Origin of the sequence: Herbaspirillum aquaticum (genome assembly GCF_002213425.1) — a bacterium.
GTDB lineage: Bacteria > Pseudomonadota > Gammaproteobacteria > Burkholderiales > Burkholderiaceae_D > Herbaspirillum > Herbaspirillum aquaticum.
In genome coordinates, this window is record NZ_NJGV01000001.1 from 344,858 (window position 1) to 361,810 (window position 16,953).

Sequence of the window (16,953 nt, forward strand, 5' to 3'; positions counted from 1 at the left end):
ATGGTTTCTTTTGCGATCAAACCTCGAATTATACAAGAGGAGGAGGGCAGTTTCACCTCCGTCACGCGCCTGTCATTTTCCGTCGCTACCATCGGCGCGCTTGTTTGACTGACAAAATACTGACGGGTGCGTCCGCCGCTGCCCGACATCTGCTAGCCACTTCCGGAGAATCCTCGATGAGACAGCCTGCCCCCACCGCCACCCCCGCCGCCGCCGACCAGCCGCAAGCCGGCCGCCGCAACCTCCTCAAGGCCCTGGGCGCCGCGCCCCTGCTGCCGCTGGCCGGCGGCCTGTCGGCCTCGGCCCTGCTGGCCGCCTGCGCCACCCCGGGTGCGGGCAAGCCCTTCGCCTCGGCGCGTTTTACCGGCATGCCGGCCCCGACCCTGGACAATCCGGCCGCCATGGCCACCACCACCGTGGGCTCTGCCCTGGAAGTGACTTTCGCGGACGGCAGCAAGCAGAGCTACAAATTGGCTTACCAGCCCTTCTTCATGACCGGCGACATGGTGCCCAACGGAAAGGGCGGCACCATCCTGGCCGGCGGCTACCTGGACATCAACAACCAGCCCATCATCGACCGTTCGGTGCCGGGCAAGGAGCGCCAGTTCTATTCCGACTGCCCGGACGGCTCTTCGCTCTTGACCGTGGCCGGTGCCAAGGTGCCCGGCGTGAAGGGCAATGCGGTATTTGCCGTGGTGCAATTCGAATACACCACCCGCGACCAGAAGCAGGCGGCCATGTACGGCCAGCTGCCATCGCCCATCGCCGTGCTGACCCTGGACCAGGACCCGTCGTCGGGCAAGCTGTCGCTGGTGCAATACCACAATGTCGATACCTCCCAGGTCAATGGCCTGTGGATCACCTGCGGCGCCAGCCTGTCGCCCTGGAATACGCACCTGTCGTCGGAAGAATATGAACCGGATGCTTCGGCCATCGCCTCCAATCCGCAGTTCAAGGCTTTCAGCAAGAACCTCTTTGGCGACGAGAACCGTGCCAATCCCTATCACTACGGCCACCTGCCGGAAGTGACCGTCAACCCGGACGGCACCGGTTCCATCAAGAAGCACTATTGCCTGGGCCGCATCTCGCACGAACTGGTGCAGGTCATGCCGGACCAGCGTACCGTGCTCATGGGCGACGACGCCACCAATGGCGGGCTGTTCATGTTCATCGCCGACCGCGCGGCTGACCTGTCCTCGGGCACCCTCTATGTGGCACGTTGGGAGCAGGTCTCGGGTGTCGGTCCGGGTGCCGGCAAGCTGTCCTGGGTACGTTTGGGCAGCGCCACCAGCGCCGAAATCAAGGCCATGGCGGACCGCTACAAGGCCGCCGACATCATGGACATCCGCACCACCGATCCGGCGGACGGTTCCTTCTCCAAGATCCCCTTCAATGGCAAGTTCAACTGGGTCCGTGTGAAGCCTGGCATGCAGAAGGCCGCTGCCTTCCTGGAAACCCACCGCTACGCGGCACTGGCCGGTGGCAGCCTGGGCTTCACCAAGATGGAAGGCACCACCGTCAACGCCCGCGACAAGATCGCGTATTCGGCCATGTCCTATGTGCAGACGTCGATGCTCAACGGCTCCGGCCACATCAAGGTGGAAGGTCCCAAGGCCGGTGCGGTGTATGCCCTGAACCTGCGCGGCGGCCAGCGCGATGCCGGCGGCAATGCCATCGACAGCGAATGGGTGGCCATCGACATGGCCCCGCCGGCGGCGCTGGTGGGCGTGGACCTGAAGACCCCGGATGCCCTGGGCAACCTGGCTGACCAGGAGCACATCGCCAATCCGGACAACATCAAGTTCTCCGAAAAGCTGCGCACCTTGTTCATCGGCGAAGACAGCGGCATGCACGTCAACAACTTCCTGTGGGCCTACAACGTCGACACCAAGGCGCTCACCCGCGTGCTGTCCTGCCCGGCGGGGGCCGAATCGACCGGCTTGCATGCGGTGGACGAGATCAACGGCTGGACCTACGTGATGAGCAACTTCCAGCACGCCGGCGACTGGGAAAAAGGCCTGCACGACAAGGTCAAGGACACCCTCGATCCGCTGGTGCGTGCCAACTTCAAGGACCGCTTCGGCGCCACGGTGGGCTACCTGACCGGTTTGCCGCAGACCGGCAAGGCCTGAGGTGAAGCAAAAGGCTTCAGTCTGAAGGGGGCGGACGGAACGCATTCTGCTAGGATCAGTCCTATCAGCGTTTCGTCCCGCCCGCCGATGACCAGAAAGCTGTTCTCCCTTCTGCCGCTGTCCTTGCTGTGCGCCGCCCTGTTGGCCGGCTGCGCCTCGACGCCTGCCCCGCATGGTGAAGTCAAGGGCGCCGAGGCCAGTTCACGCGAGATGGGACAATCCGACAGCAACCGCGTGGCCAGCCTGGCCATGCGCGCCAATCTCGATAGCCTGTACCTGCTGATGTCCAAGCTGTACCGGCGCAACCCGGCTGAATGGAAGAAGACCGCCGCCAGCCGCGAAGAGGCCGAGAAGAAGGTCAAGCAAGCCATCGAGCAGCGCCAGGCCTGGCCTGAATTGCAGGGCAAGCGCGATATCCAGGCCATGACGCTGGCCTTGTCGCCGGAATTCAAGGGGGATAGGGTCGCGGCCTTCATCGATGCCACCGCCGACATGATCATCGTCGCGCATGGCAACAAGATCGAATTCTTCCTGGTCGACGGGCTCGATGCCCAGCATCTCTACAACGCCGCGCGCAATGTGGAAATCGCTGCCTGGATTCTCTCCAGCCGCAAGAATGCCGCCGGTGCGCCACTGCTGCTGTCCGACGAGATCGGCAGCGAGGCGCGCAACCTGAGTTTTGAACGGGAATTCGGCAAGATCGTCGGCCGTCTCGACCTGATGGCCGAATTCATGACCGAGCGCTATCGCCGTGCTGGCATCAGCTATGTGCAGAACCTGCTGGGCGGGTCATTCCTGCAGTTCCTGCCGGTGCGTTGAGTTCATCGGCCACGGCGGAGCGCGCCGGGGCAATCACGTAGCAACCCCGCCCATTGCCCTTGGCCGCATACATGGCCTTGTCGGCCGCCTGCAGCAGGCTGTCGGCGTCGCAACTACCATCACACACGGCGATGCCGACCGAGACCCCCAGCTGATATTCCCCTTGCGCCAGGTGCAGCGGTTCGGAGACCACCCGGATGCATTTTTCGGCCAGCACCTGTGCGCCGTTTTCGTAGGGCTGGCCGAGGTCGGTGATGAGCAACACGAATTCATCCCCGCCCACCCGCGCCAAGGTATCGCCATGGCGGGCCACCTGGCGCAGCCTTCGCGTGATTTCCTGCAGCACCAGGTCGCCGGCCTTGTGGCCCAGGGTGTCGTTGATCGGCTTGAATCCATCCAGGTCGAGGAACAGCAGTGCCACGCCATTGCGTTCGCGACAGGCGTGGGTGAGCGCGGCTTCCATGCGTTCGGCCAGCATCATGCGGTTGGGCAGGCCGGTGAGCACATCGTGATGCGCCTGGTGCTGCAGTTCGGCCTGGTGCAGCTTCAGGCGCGACAGCAAGCCATTGAAGGCCATGGTCAGGTGCCCGACTTCATCGCGCCGTTCCACCGGCAGCGGCGACAGGGGCAATTCGCCGCGCGTCATGCGGTCGGCCAGCGCGGCGGCGCGGCGCAAGGGGCGGAAGAACCAAAGATAAGCCATTACCACCAGCACGATCACCATTGCGCCCTGGATCAGTCCACCGCGTCCGATCAGGGCACGGGTGTGTTCCACGGTGGGCAGGGCAGCGGCCAGCGGCAGCGTCACGGCCACCATCCAGCTGGTGCCGGGTACGGAGGCAAACGCCTTGATTTCATTGATGCCATTGGCGGCTTGCCCCACGCCATTGCCACGGAAACCCTCCTGCACGGCCTGGTCCATCAGCGCATCTTTTCCGACCGGGGGCAGCTGGCTGTAGAACAGCGCCTCGTCGCTGGAGGCGATGACCATGCGCTGGCCCGGGGAAATCAGCTGGAAGCCGCCGGCCGGCCCCAGCCTGGCGCGCTGCAGGTGGTCGAGAAAGCCCGGTGCATTGAGTTCGGTACTGCCGCCCAGTACGCCCACCACAGTGCCTTGGACGTTGCGCAGCGGGGTCAGCATGGCGATGATGGGCTTGCCGCTGGCCGGGCTGGCCAGGGGCGGGCAGATCACGGTGGCGCCCTGCAGTACGCGTTCGAAATCGGCAAACTGGGTCAGCGACAGCGCGCGCCGGCCGTTCAGGGTCGGATAGTCCACCACGATCAAGCCATTGGCGTCGGCCACGAACAGGCCTTGGGCAAACAGCGGCTGCAGTTCCTGGTGTTCCTGCAGCCAGGTGCGCACGGCGGCGCGGTCGGCCAGCATCGCCGGAGGAAGATGCTGCGCCAGGCGTTCAAGGTAACGTGCACGTTCCTGCACGCGGTAGCCGATGTCTTCTGCCAGATAGCTGGCGATGGTGCTTTGCTGCTCGGCGGCGACCTGGGCCTGCTCCTTTTCGAGAAAGCCGATCAGGATGTTGTAGCGCATGATTGCGCTGACCACGATCAGCATGAGGCCGAAGAGGACGAGACGAGTCACCAGGCTGCAATGGATGCGCTTGATCTTCATTCAGGGTTTGATGTTGTTGTTATTCCTCGGAGCGCCCGTGGTGTCCGCTTCCCTCAAATCGATCCGGAAGTCGCTCCAAGTCAATATTGTGCCACTGCAACGAAGCGCTTGTCGGCTTTTTTTACGCTAGTTGCCGTGCCGCAATCCTTGTCTGGCGCGGGATTGCGCCAGACAAGGGTGTGATGATCCGTCAGTTTTCTGACGCGAAGGGGGGGCGTGCCAGCTCAGGCCGGTTCAGCGTGCTCGACCATCAGCTGCACCGTGGTCTTGCCGTTGTACTCATTGGCATCGAGGCGGAAGGCGACCTGGGCATGATCGGGCAGGGCATCGGTATGGCCGAACCAGATGGCGTCGTACTTGCGGCCGCCTTTTTCCAACTGCAGCTTGAGGTGCTTTTCCTTCAGGATGCGCTGGCTGAGCACGCGGAAATGGTCGCAGAACACGGGCGGTGCAAAGCCCTGGCCCCAGACCTGCTGGTCCATCAGGGTGATGAATTCGACCGAGTAATAGCTGTCCTCCAGTTCACCATCGGTTTCGATGACGCGTTCCAGCTGGTTTTGCGTGAGCCAGTCGCGGCCAACGGCCTCGAAGGCCTGCGAGAAGGCATCAAAGGCGTCTGCATGGATGGTCAATCCGGCCGCCATGGCGTGGCCACCGAACTTGGTCATCACCGAGGGCGCGTGCTTGGACACCAGGTCCAGCGCATCGCGCAGGTGGAAGCCCGCAATCGAACGGCCCGAGCCCTTGATGAACCCTTCATCGCCGGGCGCGAAGGTGATCGTGGGGCGGTAGAACTTGTCCTTCAGGCGCGAGGCCACGATGCCGATCACGCCCTGGTGCCAGGAGGGATCGAAGACGGCGATGGTGCGGCGGTCGGCCGGATTGAAGTCGTCCAGCAGCAGCAGGGCGGTGTCCTGCATGCCGGCCTCGATGTCGCGCCGTTCGCGGTTGATGGCGTCGAGTTGCTGGGCGATGGCCCAGGCGCGGCCTTCGTCGTCGGTGGTCAGGCATTCGATGCCCAGCGACATGTCGGCCAGGCGGCCGGCGGCGTTCAGGCGCGGGCCCACGGCAAAGCCGAGGTCGAAGGGGGTGGCGCGACGGGCTTCGCGGCCGGCGGCGCGGAACAGGGCGGCGATGCCGGGATGCATCTTGCCGCTGCGCATGCGCTTCAAGCCTTGGGCCACCAGGATGCGGTTGTTGGCATCGAGCTTGACCACGTCGGCCACCGTGCCCAGGGCCACCAGGTCCAGCAGGCTGTCCAGGCGCGGCTGGGTCTGGGCATCGAACAGGCCGCGCTTGCGCATCTCGGCGCGCAAGGCCAGCAGCACGTAGAACATCACCCCCACGCCCGCCAGGTTCTTGCTGGGGAAGCCGCACTGCGGCTGGTTGGGGTTGACGATCACGCGTGCGTCCGGCAGGGCGTCGCCCGGCAGGTGGTGGTCGGTCACGACGACGTCGATGCCGCGCCGCTTGGCTTCGGCCACGCCGTCGATGCTGGCGATGCCGTTGTCGACGGTGACGATGATGTCGGGATTCTTCTCGCGCACGGTCAGTTCGACGATCTCGGGCGTGAGGCCATAACCGTATTCGAAGCGATTGGGCACGATGTAGTCCACCTGCGCGCCCAGCAGGCGCAGGCCACGCAGGCCCACGGCACAGGCGGTAGCGCCGTCGCAGTCATAGTCGGCGACGATGACCAGCTTCTTGCGCTGGGCAATGGCGTCGGCCAGGTAGCTGGCGGCCGCCTCGATATGCAGCAGGCCGGAGGGGGCAATCAAGGCATTGAGCTCGCTGGCCAGTTCGCGTGCGGTGGACAGGCCGCGCGCCGCATAGACGCGCGCCAGGACCGGGTGCACGCCCTCGGCAATCAGTTGCTCGGCTTGGGAAATGTCATAGGACCGGGTGGTGACTCGAATCATGCCGCCAGCCCCGAAAGTGAAGCTTTGCGCCAGAAACGCCGTAGCGCGCCCCGCGTGACCGCCACTTCCTGGCTGCGGTCAGCGCCGGTCAGGATCAGGTTCAGCGATTCCAGGCTGCCGGCCTTGAGCGACACCAGCAAGGGCGCCAGCCAGTCGCGGTCCAGGTGTTCCAGGTGCTGCAGCCACAGGCCCCATTCCTCGGCCAGCGCCGCTTCGGCCAGTGCATCGAGTACCAGCAGGCGATAGCCGCTGCCCTGGGCAACCTGGGCAGCGCCACCGTCGGCACCCTCTTCGCCGAAGGCGCGCAGCCAGCCGCGCAGGCCGAAGTGCTGGGCGTAGGCGTCGTCAGCGCGCACACCAGCATCGGCACCGCCCCAGATCCAGATCGAATTGATGGCCTTCTGGCCGCGCATTTCGCGCTGTTCATTAAGCGACTCGGCAAACCACTGCATCTGCACTTCGTTCTGCAGCTTGCGCCAGGCCAGCTCCCCCGGACCTTCCGGCATCCAGATGTCGACGTTGCGCCCGCTGGCGGCCGATGGCGTGGAAGTGCGCAGCCCGGCCCAGGCGTCGGCCCGGATGAACCAGGTACGGGCATCGCCATAGACCAGCTCGTGGCCGATCTCGGCAAACAGGGGCAGGGCGGCGGCGAACAGGCGGCGCGATTCATCCTCTTCCAGCTGCAACTGGCCGATGTCGGTCAGCACCAGATGGTCCCGCGCCACGTGGATGTGGGCCGGATGCAGGACGAACCAGTGACCGGCCGCAGGCGGATGGCCCAGGCGCTGCATCAGCGCGCTGGCAGCGGCGGGGCTGGAGTCCTGGGGCGCAGGAGGCAGGCCGAAGCGGCGGGCCAGCCAGTGTTCATGGGGCAGGGCGCGCGAAAACGGATCATGCGCCTGGCGTGGCGCGGCCTTGCCACGGCCCAGCAGCATGGCCAGGGCCGGTGCCTGGCTCTGGCGCAGCAGGTCGCGCGCCAGTTCAGCCGGCGGCAGGGCAAAGGGAATGAGGATGTCGAGTTGATTCATGGGGCGCTATTTTAGCGGCTGGCGCGCCGCTTGGCCCCGGTTGCCTGAACAAGGCTTCACTTCAAAGCGGGGTCAGCCACTGTTCCAGGCCTTTTTGGCCCGCTGGCGCACCAGCATGCGCACGCTCTCTGGCATCGGCGTGCGGGCGCCATTGGTCTCGGCCGAGAACCACAGGCTGTCTTCGAAGAAGGGCAGCATGCGCGGCGTGATGAAGCGGCTGCGGATGCCGTTGACGTGGCGGTCGCCCTGTGCGGTTTGCTGGGTGATGTAGAAGCGCTGCGGCACCACCAGGTGCAGATATTCCTTCGCGCGCGTCATGGCCACGTAGAGCAGGCGCCGCTCTTCGGCAATCTCGGCCTCGCTGCCGGTGGCCAGGTCCGAGGGGATGCAGCCATCGACCACGTTGAGCACGTGCACCGAGCGCCATTCCTGGCCCTTGGCGGAGTGGATGGTGGAGAGCGTCAGGTAGTCCTCATCGCGGTAGGGCGGGGCGGAGAAGTCGCTGCTGGCTTCGGGCGGATCCAGCGTCAGTTCGGTCAGGAATTTCTCGCGCGAGGCATAGCCATTGGCCAGCGCGGCCAGTTGCTCGATGTCGGCGGCGCGGGCGTCGGCGTCTTCGTAGCGCTGCTCCAGTTGCGGCAGGTACCAGTCACGCGCGGCCTGGATGTCCGTGGGCCAGCTGGCACTGGCGCGGCGCATCAGCGCATAGGTGTCGGCAAAGGCTTGCCATTGCAGGGCGATGGCGGCGGGCGCGCCGAAGTTCAGCAGCGCATCGGCCGGATCGCTGGCGGCGGCCATCCGGTCCAGCACCTTCCTGGCGGTCGCGGGACCGACGCCGGGAATCAGTTGCAGCGCCCGGAAGCCCGCCATGCGCCCGCTGGGATTGTGCGCCAGGCGCAGCAGCGAGAGCAGGTCCTTGATGTGGGTGCTTTCCAGGAACTTGAGTCCGCCAAATTTCACGAAAGGGATGTTGCGCCGGACCAGCTCCAGTTCCAGCGCCGCGCTGTGGGTGGCGGTACGAAACAGCACCGCCTGGGATTTCAGGGTGAGCCCTTCTTCACGATGCGCCAAGATGCGGTTGGCCACCCAGCGCGCCTGTTCGGCCTCATCCGGGATGACCACCAGCTGCGGTTTCTGTGAGGACGGCTTGTCGCTCCAGAGCTGCTTGACGTGCCGTTCGGGGGCATCGGCGATGACCGCATTGGACGCCTGCAGGATGGGCTGCGTGGAGCGGTAGTTCTGTTCCAGCGTCAACAGCCGCGCCGGCTGGGTGAACAGCTCGGGAAAATCGAGGATGTTGCGCACCGTGGCGCCCCGGAATGAATAGATGGACTGGGCATCGTCGCCCACGGCGGTCACCCCGGCCCCGTCGGGCTTCATCCTTTGCAGGATCTCGGCTTGCAGGCGGTTGGTGTCCTGGTATTCATCCACCAGCACATGGTCGAAGCGCGCCCCCACCGATTGCGCGATCTCGCGATCGGAGAGCATGTCGGCCCAGAACAGCAGCAGGTCGTCGTAATCCAGTACGTGCTGGGCTTCCTTGGCATCGACATAGCGGCTGAAGAGTTCGCCCAGTTGCCTTTCCCATTCCCGGCACCAGGGAAATTGGGTCTGCAGCACGGTGCCCAGGTCTTGCCGGGTATTGACCGCACGTGAATAAATGGACAGGCAAGTGCCCTTCAGCGGGAAACGCTTGTCGGTGGAGGACAGCCCCATCTCATGGCGCAGCAGGCCAATCAGGTCTTCGGAATCACCGCGATCCTGGATGGTGAAGTCTTCTTCCAGGCCGATGACGGCCGCGTACTCGCGCAGCAAGCGCGCGCCGATGGCGTGGAAGGTGCCTGACCAGGGCAGTTGCGGCGGGCTGTCGGTGGCTGCGAGCCCCAGCACCTGGCGGATCACCTGGCCCACGCGCCGGCCCATGTCGGCGGCCGCCCGGCGCGAGAAGGTCAGCAGCAGGATGCGTTGCGGGTCGGCGCCGTCGAGGATCAGCCTGGCGACCCGGTGCGCCAGGGTATTGGTCTTGCCCGAACCGGCACCGGCGACGATGAGCAGCGGCGGCTGCTGTGCCGGTGCAAGCTTGCTGCCATGCTCGACCGCCTCGCGCTGCTGCGCGTTCAGGCGCGCAAACGGATCGCGCTCGCCGCTTGGCGGGCTGCTGGTGTCGGTGGTGTCCTGGACGAGTTCGGATGGCATGGGGCGGAAAAATTCATATCGGCGAGCGGAGTGCAAGGAGGTACTGTATATATAACCAGTTCCTGATGCAACATCATGCACATCTTTCCTATGAAGCATCCTGCCGCGAACCTCTGCCGTGGAAGTGAATCTACAAGCTTCACGGCGGGCGACCGACGGGTCAGGCGCGAGGACGGGGCAGGCGGCCAGGGATGGGCCATGGCTCCAAACTGTGGCAAACTTCGCGCTTTGTCTTCGCCCGTGTTGGCGTGCAGCCAGAGGATTGCGTCCCTGAACCGGGGCGCGAGGCGACTGGCGGCACATTGTGCAGGCCCTCTCCCGGAGCAACTTTGAGTCTGATTAAAAACCTGCCGTTCGAATGGCTGGTCGGTATCCGCTACACGCGGGCCGGCAAGCGCAGCGGCCGCAACAGTTTCATTTCCTTCATTTCCCTCATTTCCATGGCCGGCATCGCGCTGGGCGTGGCTGCGCTCATCGTGGTGCTGTCGGTCATGAACGGCTTCCAGAAGGAAGTGCGTGACCGCATGCTTTCGGTGCTGGCCCACATCGAAGTCTTCGATGCCTCCGGTTCCATGAAGGACTGGCAGGCCGTGGCCAAGCAGACCTTCCAGAACCCCGAGGTGCTGGGCGCTGCGCCTTACGTATCGGGCCAGGCCATGATGACGCGCGATGACAACCTGCGCGGCGTGCTGGTGCGCGGCGTGCTGCCCGAGGAAGAGCCCAAGGTCTCGGACGTGGCCAAGCAGGTCAAGCAGGGCAGTTTCGATTCCCTCAAGCCCGGCGAATTCAACATCGTCATCGGCGGCGAGCTGGCGCGCGGCATGCGCGTGGGCCTGGGCGACAAGGTCACGGTGATCGTGCCCCAAGGGCAGGTGACCCCGGCGGGCGTCTTGCCGCGCCTGAAACAATTCACGGTGACCGGGATCTTCGAGGCCGGTCATTATGAATTCGATTCGTCGCTGGCCTTCATCGACCTGCAGGATGCGGAAACCCTGTTCCGGATGGACGCCCCGACCGGCGTGCGCCTGCGCATCCGCGACATGCTGCAGGCCCCGGAAGTGACCCAGCAGCTGGCGCGTACCCTCTCCGGCGACCTGTACCTGCGCGACTGGTCGCAGCAGAACAGCAACTGGTTCGCGGCCGTCAAGACGGAAAAGCGCATGATGTTCATCATCCTGGCGTTGATCATCGCGGTGGCGGCCTTCAACCTGGTGTCCACGCTGGTGATGACGGTCACCGACAAGCAGGCCGACATCGCCATCCTGCGTACGCTGGGGGCTTCTCCCGCCTCCATCATGAAGATTTTCGTGATCCAGGGCGCCTTGGTGGGCCTGGTGGGGACGGCCATTGGCGTCGGCCTGGGGGTCTTGGTGGCGCTCAATATCGATGTGCTGGTCCCGGCCATCGAGCGGGCGTTCCACGTGCAGTTCCTGCCCAAGAGCATCTACGTGATTTCTGAATTGCCGTCCGAACTGATCTGGTCGGATGTCACCACCATCGGCGGCCTGGCCGTGGTGCTGGCGTTCCTGGCTACCTTGTATCCGAGCTGGGCAGCGGCCCGTGTCAAACCGGCGGAGGCCCTGCGCTATGAATAACAACAATAACAACGATCCGATCAAGAACCGCCAGGCCGTGCTGTCTTCGCGCGGCTTGGGCAAGACCTTCACCCAGGGCAAGTATTCGGTGAAGGTTTTAGGTAATGTCGATATCGACGTCTACCACGGTGAGCAAGTCGCCATCGTCGGTGCCTCCGGCTCCGGCAAGTCGACCTTGCTGCACCTGCTGGGCGGGCTCGATACGCCCAGCACCGGCACCGTCAGCCTGCTGGGCAAGGATTTTGCCAGCCTGGGCGAGCGCGAGCGCGGCACGCTGCGCAACCAGTCGCTGGGCTTCGTCTACCAGTTCCACCATCTGCTGCCGGAATTCTCGGCGCTGGACAACGTGGCCATGCCGCTGATGATTCGCCGCGTCAAGCGGGCCGAAGCGCAGGAACAGGCGCGCGAAATGCTGGAGAAGGTCGGCCTGGCGCAGCGTGTCACGCACGTGCCGGGCGAGCTTTCTGGTGGCGAGCGCCAGCGCGTGGCCCTGGCGCGCGCGCTGGTGACGCGTCCGGCCTGCGTGCTGGCCGATGAACCGACCGGCAACCTGGACCGCAGCACGGCTGACCGCACCTTCGAACTGATGATCGAACTCTCGCGCACGCTGGGCACGGCCTTCGTGATCGTGACCCACGACATCGAACTGGCAGGCCGCTGCGCACGTGTGTTGCGCTTGTCCGACCAGGGCCTGAAAGTGGCTGGCCAGCAGCCTTGATGCATTCCGGGTAAGCTAATGCCCCTGACGCCGCCGTCTTCATGCAAGACGGCGGTGTGCTTTTGAAGACACGAATACCTGTACAGACGGAAACTGGAGCAAGACAATGAACACCCGCCAATGGCTAGAGACCCTGGTCGCCTTCGATACCACCAGCCGCAATTCCAACCTGGAACTGATCACCACCGTGCGTGACAGCCTGGAAAAGCAGGGCATCTCCTCCTGGTTGGCGCACAACAAGGAGCAGACCAAGGCCAACCTGTTTGCCACCTTGCCCGCCACCGCCGGCCCCAACGCGGGCAGCACCGAGGGCGGCATCGTGCTCTCCGGCCACACCGACGTGGTGCCGGTGGACGGCCAGAAATGGGACACCGATCCCTTCAAGCTGACCGAGAAGGATGGCAGCCTGTTCGGTCGCGGTACCTGCGACATGAAGGGTTTCATCGCAACGTCGCTGGCCCTGGTGCCGGAATTCCTGGCCATGCCGCGCGTGAAGCCGATTCACCTGGCGTTCTCCTATGATGAAGAAATCGGCTGCATCGGCGCGCCCGTGATGCTGGAAGAAATCGTCAAGCGCGGCATCAAGGTCGATGGCTGCGTGGTGGGTGAGCCCACCAGCATGAACGTGGTGGTGGCGCACAAGGGCATCAACGTGTTTGCCTGCAAGGTGCACGGCAAGTCCGCGCACTCTTCGCTGACCCCGCAGGGTTGCAACGCCATCGAGCACGCTGCGCGCCTGATCTGCGCCATCCGCGATTTCGCCGATGGCTACAAGGCCAATGGCCCGTATGACCAGTTCTTCGATGTGCCCTTCAGCACCATGACCACCAATCAGATCCGTGGCGGCATCGCGGTCAACACCATCCCCGAGCTGTGTGAATTTACTTACGAATTCCGCAACCTGCCGGGCATGAGCGTGGCCGACATCCAGGCGCAGATCGACAAGTACATCGCCGAGGTGCTGCTGCCCAAGATGCGCAGCGAATTCCCGGACGCCCGCGTGGAGATCGACAACTTTGCCGGCAGCCCGGCGCTGGAGGCGGTCGAACAGGCGGCCATCACCGAGCTGGTGCGCGCCCTGACGGGCGACCGCGAAACCCGCAAGGTGGCTTATGGCACCGAGGCTGGACTGTTCCAGCAGATCGGTATCCCGACCATCGTCTGCGGTCCTGGCGACATCGGCAATGCCCACAAGCCCAACGAGTTCGTGACGCTGTCGCAGATGGAACGCTGCGAGCAGTTCCTGCGCAAGCTGGGCAAGTCGCTGCAGCCGGCCTGATCAGGCCTGATCGCTGCGCCCCGGTAGCGGGCGCGATGAAGGACGCGAGCGATCGCGTCCTTTTTTCATGCCTTCGCGTGAATAATCCGGTGTTTCTTTACCATTGTTAATTACTGCAAGAGGGCGTTAGACGGTAAACTGCGCAGGTTGAAGCCGGTTCAAACCGGCTATGCTGTTCAAACAACAAGACGCTTCGGGGGAAGCGAGCCGCATCAGCCTGGCTGAATCATGCTTGCGCGGCCCCCGTGGCGGGTGTCGTTATCCGGAACCGCTGCCCTGTGGGCCGGTCTTTCCGATTTTCGCCAAGCCAGCACATGTGGGTCGATACGCACTGCCATCTCGACGCCGGGGAATTCGGCGACCGTTCCGCTGCCGTGGCCGCCGAGGCCGCGCAGGCCGGCGTGCGCGCCATCGTCATTCCCGCCATCGCCAAAGTGAACTTCAAGGAGGTCGGGCGGCTGGCACGCGAAGTCGGCAATGCGGTTTATGCGCTGGGCATTCATCCGCTCTACGTGCCCACGGCCAAGGAATCCGATCTTGACGTCTTGCGCACGGCCATCGCCGAGGCGCTGGAGGATCCGCTGTTCGTCGGTATTGGCGAAATCGGGCTGGATTTCTTCGTGCCCGCACTGAAAGAAGCGCCGCTGCGCGAAAAGCAGGAATTCTTCTTTGCCGAGCAGCTCAAGCTGGCGCGCGAGTTCGACCTGCCGGTCCTGCTGCATGTGCGGCGTTCGCAGGACATCATCCTCAAATACCTGCGCCGTATCCGCGTTCCGGGCGGCATCGCCCATGCCTTCAATGGCAGTGACCAGCAGGCCCGGACCTTTGTTGAACTGGGGCTGCACCTGGGATTCGGCGGTGCCATGACCTTCCCGCGTTCGCTGCAGATTCGCCGCCTGGCAAAGGAACTGCCCTTGTCATCCATCGTGCTGGAGACCGACGCGCCGGATATTTCCCCGGCCTGGCGCCATCCCGACATCAATACGCCGGACCAGATCCCGCGCATCGGGGAAGTCCTGGCCGAGCTGCGCCAGCTGCCCTTGCAGGAGATCGCCGCCGCCACCACCGCCAATGCACAAGCCGCGCTGCCACGCCTGGCGCATGCTGGGTTGCCCCTCTGATGCGCGCGCTGATCATCGGGTTTGCCATCGGCGTGGGATTGCTGCAGGTGCAGGGCCAACTGCCCGGCGCCGAGTGGTATGCGGTCGGGCTGGTGCTGGCGCTCTTGCTGGGTTTTACGGCCTGGAAATTCTGGCAGCCTTTCCTGCGGGTGCCGCTGTTGCTGACCTGCGGTGCCTGGCTGGGTTTCCTGTGGGCGGCTTCCTTCGCACTTTATTACCTGGACCAGGAGCTACCCAAAGCCTGGGAAGGGCGTGACATCACCGTCATTGGCACCGTCGCGGACCTGCCTGCGCATACCGAGCAGGGCGTACGCTTCCGTTTCGATGTGGAGCAGGTGGTGGTGCAGGGGGGCGTGAAGCCGCCGGTACCGCCCCGCCTGACGCTGTCCTGGTACGGCAACCAGCGCTACCAGCAGCCCGCCGAGGATGGCGAACAGGCCGCCCCGCCCCGGATGGCCGTGCCTGACCTGCGGCCGGGTGAGCGCTGGCGCCTGCAGGTGCGGCTCAAGCGTCCGCATGGCAATGCCAACCCGGATGGCTTCGACTACGAGCTCTGGCTGCTGCAGGATGATGTGAGGGCGACCGGCTATGTCGTGGGCCGTCCGGCAGCGGCGGGGGCTGCGCTCACCGCGCTGAACCGGCGTGTCGATGACTTCGTCTGGACGCCTTCCCATATGATCGACAGCGCCCGCGGCTGGCTGCGCGACCGCATCTACGCGGCGCTGCCCGAGGCCCCCTATGCCGGCGTGATCGCGGCCCTGGTCATGGGCGACCAGCGCGGCATCAACCAGGCCGACTGGACGGTGTTCAACCGTACCGGCATCGGCCACCTGATGGCCATCTCCGGCCTGCACATCACCATGCTGGCCGCCTTGTGCGGCGGCCTGGCAAGCTGGCTGTGGCGGCGCTCCTTCTTTACGGGGGCGCAATTGCCGCTGCGCCTGCCGGCCCAGAAGGTGGCCGTGATCGTGGGGATGGCAGCGGCCTTCGTGTATGTGCTGCTGGCCGGGTTCGGCGTGCCGGCGCAACGCACCCTCTACATGCTCATCGTGGTCGGGATCGCTTTCTGGCGCGGCCGCATCGTGCGTGTCTCGGTGGTGCAGTGCCTGGCGCTGGCGCTGGTCTTGCTGCTCGATCCCTGGGCGGTGCTGTGGCCCGGCTTCTGGCTTTCCTTCGGGGCCGTGGCCTTGCTGCTGTATGGTTCGGTCGGTCGCATGCAGCCGCCGCAAGCCATGGCGGCGGCGGCTTCGCGCAAGCACTGGTGGCCGGCCTTGCTGCAACGGCTCAAGGAGGCCGGTTATGCGCAGTATGTCGTCACCCTCGGGCTGGTGCCGCTGACGGTACTGCTGTTCGGCCAATACTCCCTGGTCAGTCCGATTGCCAATGCGGTGGCCATTCCCCTGGTGTCGCTGGTCATTACGCCGCTGGCCCTGCTGGGCAGCGTCCTGCCCACCGTGCTTGCGCAATTCGTGCTGCAGATACCGCACCAGCTGCTGGTGTGGCTGGCCGATTTCCTGCAAGTGCTCAACGCCATGCCCTGGGCGGTCTGGCAAACGCCGCTGCCTGGCGCGTGGATGTTTGCGCTGGCCCTGGGCGGCACCCTGCTGGTGCTGGCGCCGCGTGGCTGGCCTGTGCGCTGGCTGGGGCTGTTCGGCTGGCTGCCCTTGCTGCTCAACGCGCCGGTGGCGCCGGCTGAAGGCAGCATGCGCGTGACCGCCTTCGATGTGGGGCAGGGCATGGCGGTGCTGGTGGAAACCCCGGGCCATCGCCTGCTCTACGACACCGGCCCGTACTACACCGCTGAATCGGACGGTGCCACGCGGGTAATCCTGCCTTACCTGCGTGCAAGGGGGATCGACCATCTGGACCGGGTAGTGATTTCGCATAACGACAACGATCATTCCGGGGGTGCCTTGTCGCTCTTCAAGAATCTGCCGGTGGATAGTGTCTATTCCTCGCTGGCCACGGAGAGTCCCATCCTGCGGGCTGCTCCGGCGCATACGCGCTGCCAGGCGGGGCAATCCTGGAACTGGGATGGCATCGGCTTTACCGTGCTGCATCCGGACGCCGCCAGTTACGACAGCGACAAATGGCGGCCCAATGCGCGCAGTTGCGTGCTGAAGGTGCAGATCGGGCGCCAGTCCGTCTTGCTGGCCGGGGATATCGAAGCGGTGCAGGAAGATGAACTGGTCAGCGGTCCGCTGGCAGACCGCTTGCCCTCCACCGTCTTGCTGGCGCCGCATCATGGCAGCGGAACCTCCTCCACCGAACCCTTCATGCGGGCGGTGCGGCCGGAGTTGGCGGTGTTCCAGGTCGGCTATCGCAATCGTTTCAATCACCCCAAGCCGGAAGTGTATGAACGCTATGGCAAGCTGGGCATCCGCCGCCTGCGCACTGACGAAACCGGCGCGCTGACCATGACCCTGGGCGACCAGTTGCAGGTCGAGCAATATCGCAAGCAGCACGCGCGCTACTGGTACGAGCAGTGACGCCAGCGGGTGGCCTTGCCGGCCCGGTGG

At 64.8% G+C, this 16,953-nt stretch carries 11 protein-coding genes; 7 read left to right on the forward strand and 4 right to left on the reverse strand.

The annotated features are described in order from the left end of the window. Positions 1-176: 176 nt before the first annotated feature. Both CEJ45_RS01535 and CEJ45_RS01540 read left to right on the forward strand, forming a co-directional pair. Positions 177-2,132, forward strand: coding sequence for a PhoX family protein (locus CEJ45_RS01535; protein WP_088753483.1), 1,956 nt, complete (start codon positions 177-179; stop codon positions 2,130-2,132). 87 nt (positions 2,133-2,219) lie between these two features. Continuing rightward, a complete protein-coding gene (locus CEJ45_RS01540) occupies positions 2,220-2,951 on the forward strand; it encodes a hypothetical protein (protein ID WP_088753484.1) in 732 nt (243 codons plus the stop codon). Here CEJ45_RS01540 and CEJ45_RS01545 read toward each other — a convergent pair. From CEJ45_RS01545 to CEJ45_RS01560, 4 genes are all read right to left on the reverse strand, one after another. Then, the gene (locus CEJ45_RS01545; RefSeq protein ID WP_088753485.1) at positions 2,893-4,578 is read right to left on the reverse strand and encodes a bifunctional diguanylate cyclase/phosphodiesterase; all 1,686 of its coding nucleotides are present in this window, start codon (positions 4,576-4,578) and stop codon (positions 2,893-2,895) included. The two genes, CEJ45_RS01540 and CEJ45_RS01545, sit on opposite strands and share 59 nt — an antisense overlap. 224 nt (positions 4,579-4,802) lie before the next feature. Further along, complete coding sequence (gene recJ / locus CEJ45_RS01550; protein ID WP_088753486.1) at positions 4,803-6,497, reverse strand: single-stranded-DNA-specific exonuclease RecJ; 1,695 nt, start codon at positions 6,495-6,497, stop codon at positions 4,803-4,805. Continuing rightward, positions 6,494-7,525 (reverse strand): hypothetical protein, encoded by a 1,032-nt coding sequence (locus tag CEJ45_RS01555; protein WP_088753487.1) that lies wholly within the window; start codon positions 7,523-7,525, stop codon positions 6,494-6,496. The genes recJ and CEJ45_RS01555 overlap by 4 nt, the downstream gene beginning before the upstream one ends. Before the next feature lie 72 nt (positions 7,526-7,597). Further along, positions 7,598-9,721: an ATP-dependent helicase gene (locus tag CEJ45_RS01560; RefSeq protein ID WP_088753488.1), complete on the reverse strand. Its 2,124-nt coding sequence runs from the start codon at positions 9,719-9,721 to the stop codon at positions 7,598-7,600. Between the two features lie 329 nt (positions 9,722-10,050). Between CEJ45_RS01560 and CEJ45_RS01565 the strand changes: the two genes are divergently transcribed. The 5 genes from CEJ45_RS01565 to CEJ45_RS01585 all read left to right on the forward strand — a co-directional run bounded on the left by CEJ45_RS01565 (position 10,051) and on the right by CEJ45_RS01585 (position 16,923). Then, positions 10,051-11,316, forward strand: coding sequence for a lipoprotein-releasing ABC transporter permease subunit (locus CEJ45_RS01565; RefSeq protein WP_088753489.1), 1,266 nt, complete (start codon positions 10,051-10,053; stop codon positions 11,314-11,316). Further along, the gene (lolD, locus tag CEJ45_RS01570) at positions 11,309-12,034 is read left to right on the forward strand and encodes a lipoprotein-releasing ABC transporter ATP-binding protein LolD (protein ID WP_088753490.1); all 726 of its coding nucleotides are present in this window, start codon (positions 11,309-11,311) and stop codon (positions 12,032-12,034) included. The genes CEJ45_RS01565 and lolD overlap by 8 nt, the downstream gene beginning before the upstream one ends. 106 nt (positions 12,035-12,140) lie before the next feature. Continuing rightward, positions 12,141-13,313: an acetylornithine deacetylase gene (argE, locus tag CEJ45_RS01575; protein WP_034341259.1), complete on the forward strand. Its 1,173-nt coding sequence runs from the start codon at positions 12,141-12,143 to the stop codon at positions 13,311-13,313. A 314-nt stretch (positions 13,314-13,627) separates the two neighbouring features. Further along, entirely contained in the window at positions 13,628-14,434 is an 807-nt protein-coding gene (locus CEJ45_RS01580; protein WP_088753491.1) for a TatD family hydrolase, read from the forward strand. Next, positions 14,434-16,923, forward strand: coding sequence for a DNA internalization-related competence protein ComEC/Rec2 (locus tag CEJ45_RS01585; protein ID WP_088753492.1), 2,490 nt, complete (start codon positions 14,434-14,436; stop codon positions 16,921-16,923). Before CEJ45_RS01580 ends, CEJ45_RS01585 begins: the two co-directional genes overlap by 1 nt. Positions 16,924-16,953: the final 30 nt, after the last annotated feature.

Excerpts from the sequence above, each read along its gene's own strand:
- CEJ45_RS01535 (WP_088753483.1), top strand. The coding sequence starts at position 177 with ATGAGACAGCCTGCCCCCACCGCCACCCCCGCCGCCGCCGACCAGCCG.
- CEJ45_RS01585 (WP_088753492.1), top strand. The coding sequence starts at position 14,434 with ATGCGCGCGCTGATCATCGGGTTTGCCATCGGCGTGGGATTGCTGCAG.
- CEJ45_RS01540 (WP_088753484.1), top strand. The coding sequence starts at position 2,220 with ATGACCAGAAAGCTGTTCTCCCTTCTGCCGCTGTCCTTGCTGTGCGCC.
- recJ (WP_088753486.1), bottom strand. The coding sequence starts at position 6,497 with ATGATTCGAGTCACCACCCGGTCCTATGACATTTCCCAAGCCGAGCAA.
- CEJ45_RS01560 (WP_088753488.1), bottom strand. The coding sequence starts at position 9,721 with ATGCCATCCGAACTCGTCCAGGACACCACCGACACCAGCAGCCCGCCA.
- argE (WP_034341259.1), top strand. The coding sequence starts at position 12,141 with ATGAACACCCGCCAATGGCTAGAGACCCTGGTCGCCTTCGATACCACC.
- CEJ45_RS01545 (WP_088753485.1), bottom strand. The coding sequence starts at position 4,578 with ATGAAGATCAAGCGCATCCATTGCAGCCTGGTGACTCGTCTCGTCCTC.
- CEJ45_RS01580 (WP_088753491.1), top strand. The coding sequence starts at position 13,628 with ATGTGGGTCGATACGCACTGCCATCTCGACGCCGGGGAATTCGGCGAC.
- lolD (WP_088753490.1), top strand. The coding sequence starts at position 11,309 with ATGAATAACAACAATAACAACGATCCGATCAAGAACCGCCAGGCCGTG.
- CEJ45_RS01555 (WP_088753487.1), bottom strand. The coding sequence starts at position 7,525 with ATGAATCAACTCGACATCCTCATTCCCTTTGCCCTGCCGCCGGCTGAA.